The organism is uncultured Shewanella sp. (genome assembly GCF_947501665.1).
In the GTDB taxonomy this organism is placed as follows: Bacteria; Pseudomonadota; Gammaproteobacteria; order Enterobacterales; family Shewanellaceae; genus Shewanella.
Window position 1 is genome coordinate 89,654 of sequence record NZ_CANMWS010000022.1, and the last position, 16,917, is coordinate 106,570.

At 42.0% G+C, this 16,917-nt stretch carries 19 protein-coding genes; 16 read left to right on the forward strand and 3 right to left on the reverse strand.

Annotated elements, in window-relative coordinates:
• Positions 1 to 57: 57 nt before the first annotated feature.
• Entirely contained in the window at positions 58 to 441 is a 384-nt protein-coding gene (locus Q0976_RS17175) for a hypothetical protein (protein WP_299495095.1), read from the reverse strand.
• Positions 442 to 706: 265 nt separating this feature from the next.
• On the opposite strand from Q0976_RS17175, the gene fliE reads away from it, so the two are divergent.
• The 15 genes from fliE (at position 707) to flhB (ending at position 14,474) form a co-directional block, all read left to right on the forward strand.
• Positions 707 to 1,066, forward strand: a complete 360-nt coding sequence (gene fliE / locus Q0976_RS17180) for a flagellar hook-basal body complex protein FliE (protein ID WP_299495096.1) — start codon at positions 707 to 709, stop codon at positions 1,064 to 1,066.
• A gap of 79 nt (positions 1,067 to 1,145) precedes the next feature.
• Complete coding sequence (fliF, locus tag Q0976_RS17185; protein ID WP_299495114.1) at positions 1,146 to 2,840, forward strand: flagellar basal-body MS-ring/collar protein FliF; 1,695 nt, start codon at positions 1,146 to 1,148, stop codon at positions 2,838 to 2,840.
• Complete coding sequence (gene fliG, locus Q0976_RS17190) at positions 2,833 to 3,873, forward strand: flagellar motor switch protein FliG (protein ID WP_299495097.1); 1,041 nt, start codon at positions 2,833 to 2,835, stop codon at positions 3,871 to 3,873. The genes fliF and fliG overlap by 8 nt, the downstream gene beginning before the upstream one ends.
• Positions 3,874 to 3,974: 101 nt before the next feature.
• Positions 3,975 to 4,886 (forward strand): flagellar assembly protein FliH, encoded by a 912-nt coding sequence (locus tag Q0976_RS17195; protein ID WP_299495098.1) that lies wholly within the window; start codon positions 3,975 to 3,977, stop codon positions 4,884 to 4,886.
• An 8-nt stretch (positions 4,887 to 4,894) separates the two neighbouring features.
• On the forward strand, positions 4,895 to 6,232 hold the full coding sequence (fliI, locus tag Q0976_RS17200) for a flagellar protein export ATPase FliI (protein ID WP_299495115.1): 1,338 nt from the start codon (positions 4,895 to 4,897) through the stop codon (positions 6,230 to 6,232).
• A gap of 27 nt (positions 6,233 to 6,259) precedes the next feature.
• Positions 6,260 to 6,700 (forward strand): flagellar export protein FliJ, encoded by a 441-nt coding sequence (gene fliJ / locus Q0976_RS17205; protein WP_299495099.1) that lies wholly within the window; start codon positions 6,260 to 6,262, stop codon positions 6,698 to 6,700.
• Positions 6,701 to 6,860: 160 nt separating this feature from the next.
• Positions 6,861 to 8,225 carry a flagellar hook-length control protein FliK gene (locus Q0976_RS17210; protein ID WP_299495100.1) on the forward strand — a complete coding sequence of 455 codons (1,365 nt, stop codon included), beginning with the start codon at positions 6,861 to 6,863 and terminating at the stop codon, positions 8,223 to 8,225.
• Between the two features lie 68 nt (positions 8,226 to 8,293).
• Positions 8,294 to 8,842 carry a flagellar basal body-associated FliL family protein gene (locus tag Q0976_RS17215; protein ID WP_299495101.1) on the forward strand — a complete coding sequence of 183 codons (549 nt, stop codon included), beginning with the start codon at positions 8,294 to 8,296 and terminating at the stop codon, positions 8,840 to 8,842.
• Positions 8,843 to 8,895: 53 nt separating this feature from the next.
• Positions 8,896 to 9,918, forward strand: coding sequence for a flagellar motor switch protein FliM (gene fliM / locus Q0976_RS17220; protein ID WP_299495102.1), 1,023 nt, complete (start codon positions 8,896 to 8,898; stop codon positions 9,916 to 9,918).
• 82 nt (positions 9,919 to 10,000) lie between these two features.
• Positions 10,001 to 10,384: a flagellar motor switch protein FliN gene (gene fliN / locus Q0976_RS17225; protein WP_299495103.1), complete on the forward strand. Its 384-nt coding sequence runs from the start codon at positions 10,001 to 10,003 to the stop codon at positions 10,382 to 10,384.
• 249 nt (positions 10,385 to 10,633) lie between these two features.
• Positions 10,634 to 11,002, forward strand: coding sequence for a flagellar biosynthetic protein FliO (gene fliO, locus Q0976_RS17230; RefSeq protein ID WP_299495116.1), 369 nt, complete (start codon positions 10,634 to 10,636; stop codon positions 11,000 to 11,002).
• 143 nt (positions 11,003 to 11,145) lie between these two features.
• Complete coding sequence (gene fliP / locus Q0976_RS17235; protein ID WP_299495104.1) at positions 11,146 to 11,853, forward strand: flagellar type III secretion system pore protein FliP; 708 nt, start codon at positions 11,146 to 11,148, stop codon at positions 11,851 to 11,853.
• A gap of 84 nt (positions 11,854 to 11,937) precedes the next feature.
• Positions 11,938 to 12,207 (forward strand): flagellar biosynthesis protein FliQ, encoded by a 270-nt coding sequence (gene fliQ, locus Q0976_RS17240; protein ID WP_299495105.1) that lies wholly within the window; start codon positions 11,938 to 11,940, stop codon positions 12,205 to 12,207.
• A gap of 113 nt (positions 12,208 to 12,320) precedes the next feature.
• On the forward strand, positions 12,321 to 13,121 hold the full coding sequence (gene fliR / locus Q0976_RS17245; protein WP_299495106.1) for a flagellar biosynthetic protein FliR: 801 nt from the start codon (positions 12,321 to 12,323) through the stop codon (positions 13,119 to 13,121).
• A gap of 219 nt (positions 13,122 to 13,340) precedes the next feature.
• Positions 13,341 to 14,474 (forward strand): flagellar biosynthesis protein FlhB, encoded by a 1,134-nt coding sequence (gene flhB, locus Q0976_RS17250; protein ID WP_299495107.1) that lies wholly within the window; start codon positions 13,341 to 13,343, stop codon positions 14,472 to 14,474.
• Positions 14,475 to 14,589: 115 nt separating this feature from the next.
• On the opposite strand, the gene Q0976_RS17255 is transcribed toward flhB, so the two are convergent.
• Together Q0976_RS17255 and Q0976_RS17260 are read right to left on the reverse strand one after the other, a co-directional pair.
• Positions 14,590 to 14,955, reverse strand: a complete 366-nt coding sequence (locus Q0976_RS17255) for a hypothetical protein (protein ID WP_299495108.1) — start codon at positions 14,953 to 14,955, stop codon at positions 14,590 to 14,592.
• Complete coding sequence (locus Q0976_RS17260) at positions 14,952 to 16,004, reverse strand: pesticin C-terminus-like muramidase (RefSeq protein ID WP_299495109.1); 1,053 nt, start codon at positions 16,002 to 16,004, stop codon at positions 14,952 to 14,954. The genes Q0976_RS17255 and Q0976_RS17260 overlap by 4 nt, the downstream gene beginning before the upstream one ends.
• Before the next feature lie 292 nt (positions 16,005 to 16,296).
• Between Q0976_RS17260 and Q0976_RS17265 the strand changes: the two genes are divergently transcribed.
• Positions 16,297 to 16,815: a GNAT family N-acetyltransferase gene (locus Q0976_RS17265; protein ID WP_299495110.1), complete on the forward strand. Its 519-nt coding sequence runs from the start codon at positions 16,297 to 16,299 to the stop codon at positions 16,813 to 16,815.
• Positions 16,816 to 16,917 lie beyond the last annotated feature (102 nt).

Sequence of the window (16,917 nt, forward strand, 5' to 3'; positions counted from 1 at the left end):
ATAAACTGACATGCTACTGCATGACGATGGGGTTAAATCGGCTTTGAAGGATTATCTTTACCGATTGTTTTTAAGGTGTGTCACAGTCTCTTTTAAGGCAGAGTGTTCTTGGGTTAATACAGCCAGTTTTTCTGTCAGTGAGGCGACTTTTTGCTGCAGTTGTAAAATAGCTGCTTGTGTTTTTTCTGGTGTGGGCACTGCAGTTTCAAAGTTATGAATATTCGTTTCTTGTTTTATATGGGAGTCATTAAAGGTCAATATAGCTTGAGATAATGCTTGTTTTTCTTGAGCTGACATGGCTTTGTAGCTTTGTAAGCCTTGGATCAGCACAGGCATAGGATATTGAGTACCAAGTTGACGCTTGATTAACGCTAAACTCGGTTGCTTCCCACTGCTGGCAATGCGATGTGCGGTGATCATAATCGTGTCTAGTGGATCCATTAATGCTCTCGGTCGCAAGGTTATCGGTAAATATTAACATGTTTACTCTCTCTTTTTAAATGGCCTTTCTAGGTTGATGAATTTTTCTCAAATAATGTCTAAATATTTCTTAAAAGTGGCCGGAATATTGCTATCTCATTCAGTAGCAATTAATTGCTATCAAGGTGTCAATTTTTTGTCGCTGTATGTTGAAAGAGGCATTTTACTGGATAAATGATGACTCAATTAATAAAAAATGCATGCCAGTGGCTATTAAGGAGAGAATATGCAATTAGGTGGCAATCCCTTACTACAAGAAATGCAAGCTCTAAGTGAGCAACTTGGTACAACAAACAGCGCTGATGAAACACATAAAAGCAGTGTACTACCCAATGTAACCCAGACTATACAAAATACTGCGGGAAGTGATTTTGGTCAGTTGCTTTCAGAGGCGATTGGGCAGGTGAACAGTTTACAGTCTAATGCTGGGCAAATGTCGAAAAAATTAGATATGGGTGATACAAGTGTGACATTAACCGATACGGTTATCGCACGAGAAAAAGCGGGGGTTGCATTTGAAGCAACGGTGCAAGTCCGTAATAAATTGGTTGATGCTTATAAAGATATTATGAGTATGCCTGTTTGATAAATATCGATAAAAACAAGAAATAAATGAACGAAAACGTCAATGATTGTGAGGATAATAAGCGATTGTGAGTAATGATATTGTGTCAGGTAATGATCCTGCTTTAACAGCGAACAATCAGGGGAATGAGGCGACAGTCAACAAACCAGGTATGTTGAGCAGCTTGGGTGGAAGTGATGCACTAAAACAAGTCACCATGATTTTGGCGTTGGCAATTTGTTTTGCGTTAGCGGTGGCCATTTTGTTTTGGGCGCAAGAGAGTGAATTTCGTCCACTTGGCAAAATGACGACAGAGGAAATGATCAGTGTTCTTGATGAATTAGATAAAAACAATATCGAATACAAAATTCAAGGCGATGTGGTTAAGGTACCCGAAGAACACTATCAAGATGTTAAAATGCTTTTGAGTCGAGCAGGTATTGATAATTCGAGTCAAAATGAGGACTTTTTAAATCAAGATAGTGGTTTTGGAGTGAGTCAACGCATGGAGCGAGCACGGTTGAAATATAGCCAAGAACTCAATTTAGCCAGAGCGATAGAAGCCCTCAAAAATGTTGAACAAGCCAAAGTCATCTTAGCATTACCCAAAGAAAATGTTTTTGCCCGTAATCGAGCAAAGCCCAGTGCAACGGTGGTGATCAGCACGCGAAGGCGTCAGCTCGGACAAGAAGAAATTGATGCTATTGTCGATATTGTCGCTTCTGCTGTACATGATTTAACTCCGACAAAAGTGACAGTGACCGATGCCAATGGCCGTTTATTAAATTCAGGTAGTCAAGATGGTGCATCAGCCAGAGCAAGGCGCGAGCAAGAGTTAGTTCAACAAAAAGAAGCAGAATATCGGCATAAAATAGAATCGATTTTAATGCCAATTTTAGGGCCTGAAAACTTCACATCTCAAGTGGATGTGAGTATGGATTTCACTGCAGTTGAAAAAACGGCTAAACGATTTAATCCCCAACAGCCTTCTCTTCGCAGTGAAATGACGGTGGAAAATAATACCTTGGGGGGCATGAATGGGGGGATCCCCGGTGCCTTGTCTAACCAGCCGCCCATGGAGTCACAAATACCTGAAGAAGCCACGCAGTATGATAATACTTTGAACCAAACAGGCACCACCCATAAAGAAGCCACTCGAAACTTTGAATTGGACAGCACGATTAGCCACACTCGCCAACAAGTGGGCATATTAAGCCGAGTCAGTGTGTCTGTTGCTATTGACTTTAAAGCTGGCGCCCCCCTAGAAGATGGCACAATTAACAGAATTGCTAGAACGGAGGCTGAACTTGCGAGCATTCGCCGATTGTTGGAAGGGGCGATTGGTTATAATGCCCAGCGCGGCGATTTGATTGAAGTGGTGAGTGTGCCTTTTTTGAATCAATTGATGCAAGACACACCAGAAAAAGCTCTATGGGAACAAGCATGGTTTTGGCGGGCCATGAAGTTACTGTTAGGTGCCCTTGTTGTCTTGGTGCTTATTTTGGCTGTGATCAGGCCTATGCTGAAAAAATTGGTTTATCCCAATGAGTCTTTGGCGATAGAGGAAAAGCCTAGAGGGGATGAACTGGCTGAAATAGAAGATCAATATGCGGCTGATACCTTAGGCATGTTAGAAAGACCTGAGGCCCAATACAGCTACGCTGATGATGGTTCTATTCTCATTCCTGATCTTCATAAAGACGATGATATGATAAAAGCGATTCGAGCCATTGTGGCGAATGAGCCTGAATTATCCACCCAAGTCGTGAAAAATTGGTTATTAAACGATGAGTAGTACAGTGACAACAGAGACTAAAACCAGTGATGATATTAGCTTACTGACAGGTATAGAAAAAACAGCGATTTTATTATTGAGTTTAAGTGAGTCCGATGCTGCGTCGATTTTAAAGCATTTAGAGCCAAAACAAGTTCAGAAAGTGGGTATGGCCATGGCAAGCATGGAAGATTTTGGCCAAGAAAAAGTCATTGGTGTACACAAATTGTTTCTTGATGATATTCAAAAATATTCATCTATTGGGTTTAACAGTGAAGAATTTGTGCGTAAAGCACTTACTGCTGCGCTTGGGGAAGATAAAGCGGGTAACTTGATTGATCAAATTATTATGGGCAGTGGTGCTAAAGGGTTAGATTCACTGAAATGGATGGATGCACGCCAAGTGGCGACCATTATTCAAAATGAACACCCCCAGATCCAAACTATCGTTCTCTCTTATCTCGATCCTGATCAAGCAGCAGAAATTTTTGCGCAATTCCCTGAAAATACCCGCTTAGATTTGATGATGCGTATTGCTAATCTCGAAGAAGTACAACCCGCGGCACTGCAAGAATTGAATGATATTATGGAAAAGCAATTTGCCGGACAAGGCGGTGCACAAGCGGCGAAAATGGGCGGTTTAAAAGCGGCAGCCAGTATTATGAATTACCTCGATACTGGGGTCGAAAGCCATCTTATGAGTACCATGCGTGAAGCTGATGAAGAAATGGCGCAGCAAATTCAAGATCTGATGTTTGTTTTTGAAAACTTGAATATTGTTGATGATATGGGGATCCAAGTATTACTCAGGGAAGTGCAGCAAGATGTACTACTGAAAGCGCTGAAAGGGGCTGATGATCAGCTTAAAGATAAAATGCTCAATAACATGTCTAAACGAGCGGCTGAACTCTTGCGTGATGATTTAGAGGCCATGGGGCCAATAAGAATAAGTGAAGTGGAAGTGGCTCAAAAAGAGATTTTATCTATTGCGCGGCGATTAAGTGAAAGTGGTGAATTGATGTTAGCGGGTGGGGGAAATGATGAGTATTTGTAAATGGTATCGATCCATCGTGAGCAGTGCGATTGAGCGATGGGATGCAGGGTCAATATACCGTTATACAAATCATTTTTTAGAGTGAGGCAGAGAGGTTAAGCATGTCAGTCAACGATGTAAGTTGCAGTGATTTTAGTCATTGGGAGTTGCCCGATGTGACACTCAGTGTGGATGAAGAAACAGTTGATATTTTTGGTCGTCAGCCTATGCCTGTAGCCACTGACATAGACACTGAGTCTAGCACACAAGAAGAGAGCGTATTACCTCCAACTTTAAGTGAGATCGAGGCGATTCAACAAGCGGCTCAACAAGCCGGTTTTGAACACGGTCAAGCCCAAGGATTTGCTGAGGGATTGGAAAAAGGTCGACTGACGGGTCTTGAGCAGGGGCATAAAGAAGGTTTTGTGCAAGGAGAAAATCAAGGTTTCGATGCGGGTATGGAGCAAGCTCAAGCCAAAATTGATCAATTTGAGGCACTATTATCCCAATTTACGGAGCCCTTAGCCTTATTGGATTTGGATATCGAATTACAATTGATTTCCTTAGTGAACCAATTGGCAAAAGGTGTGATTATGCACGAGTTATCTCTGCCTTCAGAGCATATCGCCTATTTGATCCGTTATGGCCTTGATGCGCTCCCCATCAAAAAAAATAATGTCACTATTCGTGCTAACCCCCAAGATGCGAAAGTGATCAATCAATTATATCAACACACTGAACAAGCAAAGCAGGGCTGGCATCTTGAAGACGATCCCACTGTTACTCAAGGTGGGATCATGATGCACTGTGAGCCCAGTGAACTGGATTTAAGTGTGGAGAGTCGTGTCAAAGCCGTCTTTAGTGAATGGGAACAAGCCCAAGCCGCATTAGCTTTAAAAAAACAGCAAGTTCAACAAAATACTGCGCTTGTAAATGAAGTGAATGACAGTGATTGTCTTGAGTCGAATGGTGTGAAAACAGACAATACTGAGACTCATGGTTCTGCAGCTGACCGCGCTGAGAGTCAAGTTTGAATCATCTATTGACTCGCACTGAAAGGTTACATAACACATTAAACACTTATCAAGTTAAGGTGCCTGCCTTTATTGCCCAAGCCAGTGGGCAACTGGTGCGTGTTGTGGGGTTGACATTGGAGGCAAGCGGCTGCCGCGCGCCCATTGGTAGTTTGTGCGGCATTGAAACCTTATACGGTGAGTTAATGGCTGAGGTCATCGGGTTTAATGAAGGCTTATTGTACTTAATGCCCGTGGAAGAATTGCGAGGCGTGTTACCCGGGGCACGCGTGACGCCATTAGGAGAAAAAGAGAGTTTATCTGTTGGGCTTGAATTATTAGGTCGAGTATTGGATGGCAGCGGTAAAGCGATTGACGGTTTAGGTCCGCTGAATACTCAACGTAAAGCCTCTTCACACATGAGTACCATTAATCCTTTGTCACGTCGCGCCATCAGTGAACCATTGGATGTGGGAGTGCGCGCCATTAATGCCATGTTAACGGTTGGCAAAGGTCAACGTATGGGATTATTTGCGGGTTCTGGCGTGGGAAAAAGTGTGTTACTGGGTATGATGACCAAAGGTGCTAACGCTGACATTATCATTGTGGCCTTAGTGGGTGAGCGTGGTCGTGAAGTGAAAGAATTCATTGAGGATATTTTAGGTGAACAAGGACGGGCGCGATCTGTGGTTGTTGCGGCGCCAGCGGATACGTCGCCTTTAATGCGACTGCGTGCTTGTGAAACGGCCACACGCATTGCTGAGTATTTTAGGGATCAAGGCTATAGCGTATTACTGTTAATGGACAGTTTAACCCGCTATGCCCAAGCACAACGTGAAATGGCTTTAGCCATTGGAGAGCCGCCAGCAACGAAAGGTTATCCGCCTTCGGTTTTCGCAAAATTACCTAAATTGGTGGAGCGCGCTGGAAACGGTGGTGGTCAACAAGGCGCTATTACGGCTTTTTATACTGTGTTAACCGAAGGGGATGATTTACAAGATCCCATTGCCGATGCGTCTCGAGCTATTTTAGATGGGCACATAGTGCTATCACGGGCTTTAGCCGACAGTGGCCATTACCCAGCAATTGATATTGAAGCGTCGATTAGTCGTGTGGCCCCTATGGTGATTGATGCCACGCATTTAGAAAGTATGCGCCGTGTTAAACAAGTCTATTCCGCTTATCAGCAGAATAAAGATTTGATTGCGATTGGGGCTTACAGTCAAGGTAGCGATCCTCGAGTCGATAATGCCATACGTTTACAACCCGCGATGAATGCCTTTTTAAGGCAAAACATGAATGATCCCATTAATTTTGAAAGCAGTGCTTTGATGCTGTCTCAAATAGCAGCGCAATGTAAAGTCTAATGCAGTGAGTCGTTTAAGGAAGTACGAATGAAAGTTGAGCCATTAGCCAAAGTGTTAACATTAGCCTTTGAGGCAGAAGAGCAAGCCCGTTTACAGTTAAAAAATGCGCAATTTGAGTGGCAAAAACAGCAAGAACAATTGGATGCGCTGCAAGCATATCGTCTTGATTACATGAAACAAATGGAAGATAAGCAAGGACAGATGATCAGTGCCAGTCAATATCACCAATTTCATCAATTTGTAAAACAAATTGATGAAGCCATTACCAATCAGCTCAAGGCCGTCAAAGAAACGGACTCAATGAAGCTGCATAGGCAAAATCATTGGTTGTCTTGTCAGCAAAAACATCAAGCGATTAAGATTTTATTAGACAATAAAGCCCGCAAAGCGGCTCTGAAAGCGCAGTTACAAGAACAAAAAATGACAGATGAGTTTGCTATGCAGCAATTTTATCGAAAAAGTCTCTAATTGAGGACAATATACTTGGCATTAGATTTGCTTTTAATCACTTAATTGGCCGTTATTGTCAGCCCAGAGTGTGATGTGAGCCGATAATTTGACGTTAATGATGATCTAGCTTGTTTAAGGTAATAAGGTCGATTTCGTGGGTTGGGGAGTGATGATATAAATGATGAACATTGCCAATATAGGAAAAGAAGCAAGTGGAGCCTTGGGAGTCAAGGCGTCAAGCGTCCATAAAGAAACGGATTTCTCATCGCGTTTATCATTGGCGCTGTCCAGTGAAAGCGGCTCTCTTTCTAATGAAGTACAAGCATCAACGCATTCGACTAAAATGGCGGAAGCGCATGACAGTATCGTGCCGGTTAACAAAGAGGCATTGGAAGCCAGCGCCAATACGACTGAAATGCAACTCAATCATCACCATGCTTTTGAAGATAAAAGCATTGAAAATCCCAACATTAAAAACCCCAGTGCCAATGAAGACCAAGATTTAGAAGAAAAGGAGCAAGTGACGCAGCTATTGTCTCAGTTAGCGTTGGCCAGTCGATTAAATAAAGACCAAGGTGTAGCTGAGGCTGGTAGCATGACCAATGCAGATAAGAGTCAAAGCGGTAATGGTACTGCTAGTGAGACGATAGTTCAGAGTCAAAATGGCGGTAATGAGAAGCTTAAAATTAGAGCTTTTCAACAGGATCATCAGACATCACCAACACCGTTAGATGAAAAAGGCTCGCAGTCTTTTACTTCACAGAACTCATCAAAGAAAGCGGTTACCTTGAATGCACAAGGACAGTGGCACAGTGGTGCGGCGCTTGAGCCATCAGAGCAAGGCAAGCTGAACACGGGGCATGAAAACAATAAAGCCTCGTTGGATATCACGATGAGTTCGAGTCAAACCCAGAATATCAGTACGATATTGAATGCAAATGGTGTCTCAGCGAATGAACAGACTTTGCCTCAGACCCTTAATAGTGTTGGAGAACAGCCAGCTACAGAAGGGATTAATGGACAGAGAAATGCACTTTTGAACACAAATACATCGGCATTAATGTCGCTGAAAGCCCCCAATGATAATCTGCCTTCGATGCAAAATATGATCGCACGTTTTTCACCTGTCATGCAGCAGCAACTCGTCACTATGATCAGTCAAGGTGTCCAACAAGCTGAAATCAGGTTAGACCCTGCTGAACTTGGGCAAATGATGGTGAAAATTCAAGTACAAGGCGATACTACCCAAGTGCAATTTCAAGTTACGCAAGCACAAACTCGCGATTTAATTGAGCAAGCCTTACCACGATTAAAAGACATGCTAGCAGAGCAAGGCATGCAATTGAGTGATGGGCAAGTTTCTTACCAAGGACGGGGTAACGATCAACAGCAAAATCCTGAACAATCAACATCTTCATCTCAAGAGCAGATTGAGCATGACTCTGGAGGAATGGCGATGAGTGAGCATGATCAAAGGGGAGCGTCTCAAAGCAGTAGGGGGGATAGCATATCTTCTCTATACGGGGTTGATTATTATGCTTAAGTACTGAGGTTATTGATAGAAAAGTCAGTGTAGCCCATTAATAAGCACTAACGGTTAAAGGATGAAGGATGGCAGAAGAGTTTTTAACGCTTGAACAAAATGCGCAAGCGACAAAAGGGGAAGCCGAATTGGTGATGAAAAACCAGAAAAAATGGTTAACAGCGAAGCCTTTCATGATTGGGGCAGGGGTCACCAGTTTACTGATATTGGCTGGATTATTAGCTTGGTTGTTTATTGGAACACAAGCTGATAACACTCAAGGGATGATTGAGAGCAATGGGCAAGAGAAGCTGGTAAAAGAAGCCTTGTATGTGGCGATGCCAAGACCCTTTTTATTTAATTTGCCCGGTCATCATCGTATCGCATTAGTTGAAATAAAAGTGCAGTTAATGGTACGCGGTGATGAGCATGATTTACTTGTGAGAAAACATATCCCCCTTATCGAGGATGCTTTACTCACGACTTTTAGTAGTAGCGATCTACAAAGTTTGAGTACGCAATCAGGTAAAGATGAAATGCGTCAGTTAGCTCTGCGACATTTACAAAATACATTGCAACCGGTAACGGGACAAAAAGTAATAGATAAATTATTGTTTACGGGCTTTATTATTCAATAATGAGCCATCCGTTAAACAAGCGTCATTAGCGAGAAATAAACATAGGCATAATTGTGACTGATTTATTGAGCCAAGATGAAATCGATGCCTTATTACACGGGGTCGATGAAGAAGAGGTGGCGGTTGAAGAAAACCAAGATCTGCGGGCATATGATTTTTCTTCTCAAGACCGCATCGTGCGGGGGCGTATGCCCACTCTGGAAATTGTCAATGAACGCTTTGCGCGTCATTTACGGATCAGCATGTTTAACATGATGCGCCGAGCGGCAGAAGTGTCAATTAATGGCGTTCAAATGCTCAAGTTTGGTGAATATGTTCACACACTCTTTGTACCAACCAGTTTAAATATGGTGAGGTTTAGTCCATTAAAAGGTACGGCCTTAATTACCATGGAAGCTAGATTAGTCTTTATTTTAGTTGATAATTTTTTTGGTGGTGACGGTCGATTTCATGCCAAAATAGAAGGGCGTGAGTTTACGCCGACTGAGCGGCGGATTGTACAGTTATTATTAAAAATCATTTTTGAAGATTATAAAGAAGCTTGGGCACCTGTGATGGATGTGGAGTTTGATTATTTGGACTCAGAAGTGAATCCTGCTATGGCGAATATTGTCAGTCCAACCGAAGTTGTGGTGGTGAGCTCTTTTCATATTGAAGTGGATGGTGGCGGTGGGGATTTTCATATCACTATGCCTTATTCAATGATTGAACCCATACGGGAGCTATTGGATGCAGGAGTGCAAAGTGATACTCAAGATACCGACATGCGTTGGTCTCAAGCACTGAAAGATGAAATTATGGATGTGGATGTGGCGATGAATGCCACTGTGGTTGAGCATAAGATGAGTCTTAAACAGGTCTTTGAACTGAATACTGGGGATGTGATCCCCGTTGAACTCCCTGAGCATGTGGTATTAAAAGTGGAAGATTTACCGAGTTATCGCTGTAAAATGGGGCGATCAGGTGAAAATTTAGCATTAAAAATCTGCGAAAAAATCCCTAGGCCTGAAACCGTTAAATCGGAATTGCAATTAGTGACTCGTCATGGACGCACTCGAGAAATGCTGGATATTTAGTATGGGGATTGAATGATAGGTGTGGTATCGAGAATGGTAAGATATAGCTGGGTTGAGTCAGTAAAGACAAGGTAGCGACAAGATGAAAGATGAAGCAGTAACGGATGAATGGAATGCGGCCATGTCTGAGCAAGCAATGAATGAAACAGAAAAAGTGGCCTTAGATGATTTTTCGACAGGTAAAAAAACCCTAAGTGATGATGAAGCGGCAAAGCTTGATGCCATCATGGATATTCCTGTCACTATATCAATGGAGGTCGGACGCAGTTATATTAGCATTCGAAATTTGTTGCAGTTAAATCAAGGATCGGTGGTAGAGCTTGATAGAATTGCAGGTGAACCACTTGATGTCATGGTCAATGGTACTTTAATTGCCCATGGTGAGGTGGTGGTTGTCAATGATAAGTTTGGTATTCGGTTAACCGATGTGATCAGCCAAACTGAGCGAATTAAGAAGCTTAAATAACCCGGAGAGTCTATGAGTACCCTGTTCGTTGCAAGCAGTGCTGCGAGTCAAGTAAGTAGTGATGTCAATCTTGCTGAAAAAAGCCAAGTCGTTACTAGCCAATCGGTAGAGAGCCAAGCAGTAACCCGCCCGGCACTGAAAAGTGAAGTCGCAACGGATAGCGCGAACCAAACGAAGATGGATAGTCCTTACACATTAGCCGCCGATCCTGTGATGGTCGATAATGCTAAGAGCACAACTCAAGCTCAAATGTTAGTCAACCCAAGTCCAGTCAATCCTTCTGCTGTGGATAAAGCAGGTACCGATCCTTCCAGCATTGCCAGCTTAGCGAGCATGTTGGGTGGTTTGGTGGTAGTACTATTGATCATTTTCTTTCTAGCCTATTTAGTGAAGCGTTTTAATTTGGCGCCCAATAGCAATGGTGTTATTAAAACCATTGCCGCCTCTCCATTAGGCCAAAAAGAAAAACTCATGATTGTTGAAGTGGAAGGGCGACAATACTTATTAGGTGTCACCCCCCATCAAGTGAATTTAATTGATAAATTAGAGACGCCCATAGAGCAACAAGCTGAATCTTTTGCGAGTCGATTACGACAAGCAAAATCCAATAAGTCGTAATATCGTCCTAAGGGCTTATCGCTAAGATTTTTCTTAGCGATAACAGCACATTTTTTATGTATAAAAGAATAATAATAAATCGATTTCAGTCTTTAATATCGCTGATTAATAAGCCGTTTTTACTCTTGGCGCTTGGGAGTTTATTGTGTCCCTCTTTGGCTTCAGCCAATAATGGTATTTTACCGGCAGTGACGGTCAGTACTGGGGCAGATGGCTCAACTCAATATTCAGTGACAATGCAAATTTTATTGTTGATGACGGCGCTGAGCTTCATTCCTGCGATGGTCATTATGCTGACGTCATTTACGCGCATTATTATTGTGCTGTCTATTTTACGCCAAGCGATTGGATTGCAGCAGGCGCCATCAAACCAAGTATTGATTGGGATCAGCTTATTTTTGAGCTTTTTTATTATGACCCCAGTATTTGAAAAAATTTATGATGATGCGGTTAAGCCTTATATCGAGCAAGACATGCCCATAGACACAGCATTTGAGCGTGGAAAAGCCCCGCTAAAAGCTTTTATGTTGTCTCAAGTGCGCATGACAGATCTCGATACATTTATGGAGATCTCAGCTTACCCTGATATTAGTCAACCCGAAGACGCCCCTTTAAGTGTGATTATTCCCGCCTTTATTACCAGCGAGCTTAAAACGGCTTTTCAAATCGGTTTTATGTTATTTGTGCCTTTTCTCGTATTGGATTTGGTGGTGGCCAGCATTTTAATGGCCATGGGCATGATGATGCTATCTCCTATGATAGTGTCATTACCCTTTAAAATTATGTTATTTGTGTTGGTGGATGGCTGGAGCTTAGTCATGGGAACCCTTGCTAACAGTTTTGGGTTATAGTCTTAGTGTCTGATGTTACAACAATAAGTCACGTTGCCTTGGCTGGTAAATGGGCCTAAAAATGCCAATAAAAAGGAATGGTTTATGAGCCCTGAGTCGTTAGTGGATGTGTTTCGTGAAGCCTTGAGTGTGATTGTTATCATGGTGTCTATGATTATTGTCCCCGGACTGATTGTGGGTTTAGTCGTGGCTGTTTTTCAAGCCGCCACCTCGATTAATGAGCAGACTTTAAGCTTTTTACCGCGTTTATTAACAACTTTATTTGCATTGATGTTACTTGGGCACTTACTCATTCGCACCATGATGGAGTTTTTTTATGAAATGGTGAACATGATCCCTATGGTGATTGGCTAGTCTTTATGCCAAGAATGATTAAAAAAGTAGTAAGTGCTTACTATCTGTTTTTTGCTTGCATAGTTGAGGGTTAGATGAGTAATGTGTTATAAAAAAGAGTCGCGAGCTAATCAATGTTCTTTCTTCTAGATACTCTTATGCAAGGCATTGCCAGCTACCTTTGGCCCTTTATTCGTGTGAGTAGTGTGTTTATGGTGATAGCTGTGTTTGGTGCGACGACCACGCCAAAACGCATACGTTTATTACTATCCGTTGTTGTGACCTTTACCATTGCGCCGATATTACCGCCAATGATAACGATAGAGCTACTGTCTTTGAGTGCCGTTTTTGTGATTGCTCAGCAAGTGATCATTGGGGTGGCTATTGGGTTTGTGAGTATTTTATTAATGCAAACCTTCGTCCTTGCAGGGCAAATTATTGGTATGCAAACCAGTTTAGGGTTTGCCTCTATGGTCGATCCCAGCTCGGGTCAGCAAACACCGGTGATCAGTAATTTCTTTCTACTGCTGACGACGCTTATTTTTTTAAGTGTTGATGGCCATTTAGTGTTTATTCGTATGTTGGTTGCCAGTTTTGATACTTTACCAGTCTCGATGGCGGGATTGCATTTAAGCGGTTATCAAGCCCTGACGGAGTTTGTGAGTTATATGTTTGGCGCTGCGTTAACCATGTCTTTGTCTGCCATTGTGGCGCTGCTGACCATCAACTTGGCATTTGGCGTGATGACTCGCGCATCACCGCAGTTGAATATTTTTTCCATTGGTTTTCCAGTGACTATGGTCAGTGGCTTGTTTATTTTATGGTTCACTCTTTCGCCTATTATGGCCCACTTTGATGAGATTTGGCGTCAAAGCCAGTTACTCTTATGTGATGTCCTCTTGCTCAGTTGTAATATAAATGGTGGCATGCAATAAGTTGTTTGGTAGTAATAGTTTTTACTTTTTTAATTAGTTCAGTTGCTTAGCTTAGAAAATTAAAAAGGGAGAGCTAAGCAGTCGATAAATCTAAGCTTAGTAAAACCCTGTGACAGAGGAGCTGGAATAAGTTAAAGGGATAAAGAGTGGCAGAGAATGGCTAGCCGCTAAGAGAAAAGTTAGGTAAAACCGCTCAGGTAAAGGTTGAAGGGATAGACAGTGGCAGAGAATGACAGCAGTCAGGAAAAAACCGAACAGGCTTCCGCCCATAAGTTAGAAAAAGCGAAAAAAGACGGTCAAGTTGCTCGCTCGCAAGAGCTAGGCACGTCAGCGGTGTTGATCTCAGCAGGCCTAGGCTTGATGATGACAGGGCAAGAGCTTGCCCTTGCAATGAAGCACATCACCTTTTCACTCATGAGTTTAACCCGAGATCAAATTTATAATGAACAAGCCAGTTTGTTGATTTGGCCTGAAATAGGGCGTGAACTGGTATTGCCATTGTTGGGGTTTATTGCTTTTCTTGCCTTGATTGCCTTTGGAGGAAATATCGCCTTGGGCGGGCTGTCTTTTTCAGTCAAAGCGTTTATGCCCAAACCGAGCAAGATGAGTCCAATTGCTGGATTTAAGCGTATGTTTGGCACAAAGGCCTTGGTTGAATTAACTAAAGGTGTTGCAAAATTCTCAGTGGTGGCCTTCATGGCTTATGCATTATTAACCCTTTACTTAGATGAAATTTTGGCTCTGTCTCAGGAGCATCTGCCTGGAAATATTTATCATGCGCTGGATTTAGTGGTTTGGATTTTTATTCTTTTGTGCGCCTCTACCTTAATGATTGTGGTGATTGATGTGCCTTTTCAGATCTGGAATCACAACAAACAACTAAAGATGACCAAACAAGAAGTTAAAGATGAGCACAAAGACATGGAAGGCAAGCCTGAGGTGAAAGGTCGTATTCGCCAAATGCAGCGTGATATGGCCCAGCAACGTATGATGCAAGATGTGCCTCAAGCCGATGTGATTATAGTCAACCCCGAACACTATGCCGTGGCGGTTAAATATGAGGCTAATCGCTCTAAAGCGCCTTTTGTCGTGGCCAAAGGCGTGGATGAAGTGGCCTTTAAAATTCGTGAAATAGCCAAGCATCATAAAGTGGCAGTTGTATCTGCGGCGCCACTGGCACGAGCGGTGTATCACACCACCAAAATTAATCAAGATATTCCTGAAGGACTCTTTACGGCTGTGGCGCAAGTGTTAGCTTATGTGTATCAATTACGAGAATATCAACAAGGTAGGGGCCGCAAACCGACGGCTATCCCGTTAAAGCAAGACATCCCCAAAGAGTTGGAGCATTAGCCGACATTACGGATGTTTGGTCAGTGAGTCGTTTGAGTTAAAATACCAGCGATAACCACGGTTTATCACTGGTAGCACCCAATTTGAGTACACTGAGAAATCAATCTAAGTGGGACTATTTTCCCGTCGATTCACAAGTAATGCTGCTATCAGGAAGGTATATCTCACACTTCTGTTCATTCCAAGGTGCTGCGACATTAAAAAAAAGTGTTGAACCGAGTAAATACATTCTAGTTGGATAGATTGAAGGTGCATCTCGTTTTAAATTAAAGGGGCTTTCACCCATTTGGCAAAATTCTTGTACTTTATCCTTTTTAAAGTCTTTGATAAAAATGCATGGATTATCATTTTTTATATAAGCTGCATAATAAGGTGACGAGTTGTTAGATATAATGTTATCTGTCTGATAATATTTATAATTATCAATATTTCCTGCCATACTGTACAGGGGAATCAGCAGTAAAAATAATAATGTTTTCATTTTAAATGTGTAATCCTTCTTTGGTATCGGTTATCGTCAACGTTAAAACTTGAAAGCCATAACTTGCTATTTGAGATAACTTTGTGGAGTTTTGAACCCGCTCCACTGTTTCCTTCTATTTGGTCTTGATATACAGCAGGCACGACGGATTTTCTGGTATTGCCTCTGGGGTCTTCAGTACCTGTGTAATCTCCACGATAGGTTAAGTCGACCAATACATCTTTTACATTTTGTGGTAACGCATCCCAATCGATTTTTTTACTATTTAAATAAGTATCGCAAACATCCTGTTTGGTTGTTGTCTTCTTAGTATTTGTTATGTATTCAGCATATACCACATTGAATAGGTGATGTTGCATCTTACGGGTGATTTCTTGTTCTGCTTTTGGCACCTTATCATCTAAGGTTTTCCAATACTCATAACCTGCTTGTCTTCTTTTATTTGCGGCGCCTTTTAGCCAAGTTAACAGAGCGGGTGAAATCGGTTTAGCATGAAGAGCGGCCTGGTTAAATAAATCTTCAATTTCACTGGCATCTCGACTCCCTACGTCGAGCCCTCTACCTATGGTAATACCTGAGTTATCGAATACATTACCTTGATCGTCATGTGGAATATGAGGCGTACGTGTAAATAGAAAATGATCATCAATATCATTTCCTTCTGAATTAAAAGTTAATTGGCCTTCTGGCACAGTCAGCCATTTTAGTTCCATTTCATCATCAAGATCATCATCATTATCTTCTTCACTCGCCGCCACTGCTGAGCTGGTCGCTGCTAAGCCAGCCGTTGCTAACGTCGGGGCTAACATTGATTGCTTTTGGGTAGACGCCGCTTGTTCTGCCTCAGCTCGCCTTTTCGCTAATATCCTTTCTCTGTGGGCAGCGTGTCGAGCGTCATTCTCAGGATCAGGTTTACTGTTCTCTTCCGCCTCCATTAGCCTAGCTTTTTGCTGTTTTAGAACGCGCTCTTTGGGGGTTAGCTGACACTTTGGTGGAGTTTCTGGCCGACTTTTCCTTGTGGGGTTACAGAAATAGCATGTACAACTCATCACAATCCTTTGTTAATGAAAAAGAGGACAGAGTTACAGTTAACACATTGCTAATTCAAGGATTATTTTCATAAATGATAAAAAGTGAGGGTTGTGTCGCAAAGTTGAAAAGCTAATTTCAGAAATTGAAGCAGCGATAAGTACTATTATCACTGGTAGAGGTAAAGCTAATTTTTATTCTTTATATCTATAACGCATTCCCATACTTAAGTGAATTTGTTCTTTTACAATAGATACTTAGTGGTGATATCTTGTTGCTACTGAATAAGCTGTTAAGGGTCTAAGGGTTGATATGAATTCGTTGAATATAAAAGTTATAAATAAGGAAGACTGGGCAATATATAGAGAACTTAGACTCTTATCTCTACAAGATTCACCGGATTCGTTTGGTAGTACTTATGAACAAGAGGTTACGTTCTCTAAAGAAGAGTGGCTTTCTCGTCTTGATCGAGATAATCAATCGAAATATGCATTGCCACTTATTGCAGAGTTAAATGGTATTGCGATTGGTCTGGCTTGGGGAGTGCTACACCGTTCAAGTGATAAAACGGCTCATATATATCAAATGTGGATTTCTCCTAGTGTTCGGGGTCAAGGTGTTGGCCGTTTATTGCTAAAAAAAATCATCACATGGGCAAAAGAATTTGATTTGGATTATGTTTCTTTAGCTGTCACAACTAACAATATGGCTGCGGTTAATTTATATAAAACTACTGGGTTTGAGCCTTATGGGGCATTAAAAAGTCTCCGAGAGGATTCAGTATTGTCTGTTCAACCAATGAAATTTAAGTTGTGCACTAATTTTGCTTAATAAGGCCATGATTACCAGTGATAACGAGCCTTATCACTGGTAGATAAATGGGATGTCGTTGAACCCATACTGTGGGTATAGCGGCTGGGAGCTAATTTCTTT

Bases quoted from the DNA above. Each gene is read 5' to 3' on its own strand.
- Q0976_RS17175 (WP_299495095.1), bottom strand. From the start codon at position 441: ATGGATCCACTAGACACGATTATGATCACCGCACATCGCATTGCCAGC.
- fliE (WP_299495096.1), top strand. From the start codon at position 707: ATGCAATTAGGTGGCAATCCCTTACTACAAGAAATGCAAGCTCTAAGT.
- fliG (WP_299495097.1), top strand. From the start codon at position 2,833: ATGAGTAGTACAGTGACAACAGAGACTAAAACCAGTGATGATATTAGC.
- Q0976_RS17195 (WP_299495098.1), top strand. From the start codon at position 3,975: ATGTCAGTCAACGATGTAAGTTGCAGTGATTTTAGTCATTGGGAGTTG.
- fliJ (WP_299495099.1), top strand. From the start codon at position 6,260: ATGAAAGTTGAGCCATTAGCCAAAGTGTTAACATTAGCCTTTGAGGCA.
- Q0976_RS17210 (WP_299495100.1), top strand. From the start codon at position 6,861: ATGATGAACATTGCCAATATAGGAAAAGAAGCAAGTGGAGCCTTGGGA.
- Q0976_RS17215 (WP_299495101.1), top strand. From the start codon at position 8,294: ATGGCAGAAGAGTTTTTAACGCTTGAACAAAATGCGCAAGCGACAAAA.
- fliN (WP_299495103.1), top strand. From the start codon at position 10,001: ATGAAAGATGAAGCAGTAACGGATGAATGGAATGCGGCCATGTCTGAG.
- fliO (WP_299495116.1), top strand. From the start codon at position 10,634: ATGTTAGTCAACCCAAGTCCAGTCAATCCTTCTGCTGTGGATAAAGCA.
- fliQ (WP_299495105.1), top strand. From the start codon at position 11,938: ATGAGCCCTGAGTCGTTAGTGGATGTGTTTCGTGAAGCCTTGAGTGTG.
- fliR (WP_299495106.1), top strand. From the start codon at position 12,321: ATGTTCTTTCTTCTAGATACTCTTATGCAAGGCATTGCCAGCTACCTT.
- Q0976_RS17255 (WP_299495108.1), bottom strand. From the start codon at position 14,955: ATGAAAACATTATTATTTTTACTGCTGATTCCCCTGTACAGTATGGCA.
- Q0976_RS17260 (WP_299495109.1), bottom strand. From the start codon at position 16,004: ATGAGTTGTACATGCTATTTCTGTAACCCCACAAGGAAAAGTCGGCCA.
- Q0976_RS17265 (WP_299495110.1), top strand. From the start codon at position 16,297: ATGAATTCGTTGAATATAAAAGTTATAAATAAGGAAGACTGGGCAATA.